The sequence below is a fragment of the Hydrogenophaga sp. genome (assembly GCF_051007235.1).
Lineage (GTDB): Bacteria > Pseudomonadota > Gammaproteobacteria > Burkholderiales > Burkholderiaceae_C > Hydrogenophaga.
Genome location: NZ_JBPCSJ010000244.1, coordinates 1 through 2762 on the forward strand (window position 1 = coordinate 1; position 2762 = coordinate 2762).

4 protein-coding genes are annotated in these 2762 nt (G+C 71.8%); 3 read left to right on the forward strand and 1 reads right to left on the reverse strand.

Features of this window, described 5'->3' with window-relative positions; genetic code table 11:
• On the reverse strand, positions 1-685 hold a 685-nt coding region (locus tag ACR2JA_RS08830; RefSeq protein WP_434008723.1), incomplete at its 3' end, for a GntR family transcriptional regulator.
• A gap of 122 nt (positions 686-807) precedes the next feature.
• Here ACR2JA_RS08830 and ACR2JA_RS08835 point away from each other — a divergent pair.
• The 3 genes from ACR2JA_RS08835 to ACR2JA_RS08845 are packed head-to-tail and all read left to right on the forward strand — an operon-like array spanning position 808 to position 2758.
• A complete protein-coding gene (locus ACR2JA_RS08835) occupies positions 808-1458 on the forward strand; it encodes a LysE family translocator (RefSeq protein WP_434008724.1) in 651 nt (216 codons plus the stop codon).
• Positions 1455-2393 (forward strand): DMT family transporter, encoded by a 939-nt coding sequence (locus tag ACR2JA_RS08840; protein ID WP_434008725.1) that lies wholly within the window; start codon positions 1455-1457, stop codon positions 2391-2393. The genes ACR2JA_RS08835 and ACR2JA_RS08840 overlap by 4 nt, the downstream gene beginning before the upstream one ends.
• Entirely contained in the window at positions 2390-2758 is a 369-nt protein-coding gene (locus ACR2JA_RS08845) for a cupin domain-containing protein (RefSeq protein WP_434008726.1), read from the forward strand. Before ACR2JA_RS08840 ends, ACR2JA_RS08845 begins: the two co-directional genes overlap by 4 nt.
• The last annotated feature ends 4 nt before the right edge of the window (positions 2759-2762 follow it).

The window sequence follows — 2762 nt, forward strand, 5'->3', positions numbered from 1 at the left end:
CCCAGCCGGGTTCTTCGACCATCACCGCATCGCCCGCCTTCAGCAGGGTGCGGCTGACGATGTCCAACGCGTGCGTGGCGCCCACGGTGGTGATGATCTGCGCCGGGTCCGCCGGCAAGCCAATGCCCTGCAGGCGCGCGGCCAGCACGCGGCGCAGGTGGCCGTCGCCCATGGGTTCACCGTAGCGCAGGGAAGCCTCGGCCAGCGCGGCGTTGCCGCTGACCTTGCGCACGGCCGCCGGCATGAAGGTCGATTCCAGCCACTCAGGCGGCAGCACCCCCATGCCGGGCTGCGGCAGGCTGCCGCTGGGGTGGAACATGCCGCGGATCAGCGTGGCCGCGCTCAGCGGCGCGGCTCGGCGTGGGGTGGTGGGCGCGGCGGCCGCCTCGCGGGCGTCGTCGCGCAGCGGGGCGCGGTCGCGCACGAAAAAGCCGCGGTTGCGCCGCGCCTCCACCAGGCCCTGGGCCAGCAGCTGGTCGTAGGCGGCCACCACGGTGGACGGGTTCAGCCCGTGCTGCGCCGCGCACTGGCGCACGCTGGGCAGGCGCGCACCGGGCGCGAGCAGGCGGTCGCGAATGCGCGCGGCGAACCGCTCGGCCAGCTGCTCGGTCAGCGTCTGGGCGGTGCTGCGCGTGAGGGTGGGGGCGGTGGCCCCGTCTGGCGCCGTGGCTTTGCTATCCAACATGCGGTGTATGGGCTTGACCAGCCACACAGATGGCGCCTGTGCGCCAGTCCACTGTATGGCTTGTGTATGGCCTCCAAGGATAAAGTGCATCGCATGTCACCACAAGCCCCCACGGAGCAGCCATGACCGCCAGCGAGTTCAGCGCCCTGCTGGTACTGGCCACGGCCACCAGCTTCACGCCCGGCCCCAACACCACGCTGTCCACCGCGCTGGCGGCCAACGGCGGCCTGCCGCGCGCGCTGCGCTTCATCGCCGCGGTGCCGGTGGGCTGGGGCCTGCTGTTCACGCTGTGCGCCGCGGGCGTGGGCTCGCTGGTGGTGGCCGTCCCGGCGCTGCGCTGGGCCATCCTGCTGGGCGGCACCGGCTACCTGCTGTGGCTGGCACGGCGCCTGTGGGGCAGCCGCTCGCTCACGTCGGTGGACAGCGCACGGCTGAACGTCACCTTCTGGCAAGGCGTGGGCCTGCAGTTCCTCAACATCAAGGCCTGGATGCTGGCTTTGTCCATCGTGGCGGGCTGGATCGCCGGGCAGGCCGATGCCCAGCAGCGCTACGTGATGGTGCTGCCGGTGCTGCTGGCGTTCGCCTTCTTCAGCAACCTCAGCTACGCGCTGGTCGGTTCGCTGCTGCGCCACTGGCTGGCCGGGCCGGTGGTGGAAGGCCAGCCCACCGGCGCCCGGCTGCTGGTGTTCAACCGCGGCATGGCGCTGGCGCTGGTGCTGACGGCGGCCTGGATGCTGCTGGGCGGCGCCGGACTGAACGAGGGCTCGGCATGAGCCACGGCACCGCACTGCCGGCCACCCGCATGAGCGACGCCACGCTCGGCCTGTGGCTGGGCCTGGTGGGCGTGGTGGTGTTCGCCCTCACCCTGCCCATGACGCGCCTGGCCACCGGCTCGGTGGACGCACCGCAGCTCTCGCCCTGGTTCGTCACCTGGGCACGCGCTGCGCTGGCCGGCGGCCTGTCGATCGTCTACCTGCTGGTCACGCGCTCGCGGCGGCCCACCCGGGCCGAACGCGGGCCGCTGCTGCTCTCGCTGGCGGGCAACGCGATTGGCTACCCGTTGCTGCTGGGCTGGGCGCTGCGCCACGTGCCGTCGGGCCATGCGGCCGTCATCACCGCGCTGCTGCCGCTGGCCACCGCGGCCGTGGCGGCCTGGCTGATGCACCAGCGAGCACGCCTGGGTTTCTGGGTCTTCGCGGTGCTGGGCAGCGCCCTGGTGGTGGTCTACAGCCTGCTGCGCGCGGCGCAGGCGGGTCATGGCTTCGGGCTGTCCTGGGCCGACGCGCTGCTGGTCGGCGCCGTGCTGGCCGCTTCGCTGGGCTATGTGGGCGGCGCCAAAGTCACGCCCACACTGGGTGCCGAGCGCGTGATCAGCTGGGTCTGCGTGATGGCCCTGCCCATCACCGTGCCCGGCGCCCTGCTGACCTGGCCCGATCAACCCATCGCCACCGCGTCCTGGTGGGCCCTGGTGTACGTGGGCGTGTTTTCCATGTGGGCCGGCTTCTTCGCCTGGTTCCGCGGGCTGGCCCTGGGCGGCGCACTGCGGGTGAGCCAGACGCAGCTGCTGCAACCCTTCGTCAGCATTCTGGCCGCCGTGCCGCTGCTGGGCGAATCGCTGAACGTGATGACGCTGGGCTTTGCCCTGGCCGTGGTCGCCACCGTGTTCATGGGTCGCCGCATGGCCGCCCCGCCGAAGGTCTCTCGGTGAGCGCTGCTCCGCTCAAGGCCGACTTCCAGGCCCTGCTGGCCAGCCTGCCGCAGCCCGCGCAAGGTGACTACCCGCACGGCACGCCGTTCGTGCCCGCCCTGGCCCACGGCAGCCTGAGCGTGGAGCTGTTCGCGCCCGCCACGTCGCAGCTCGGCCGCGACATCCAGCAACCCCACGCGCAGGACGAGCTGTACGTGGTGCAGCGCGGCACGTCGGACTTCTGGCGCGACGGCAGCGCCGTGGCCGTGCAGGCCGGCGATATCCTCTTTGTTCCGGCGGGCCTTGCGCACCGCTTTGAAAATTTCAGCCCCGACTTTGTCACCTGGGTCGTCTTCTACGGCCCCTCTGCAGGAAAACAACCATGACCTG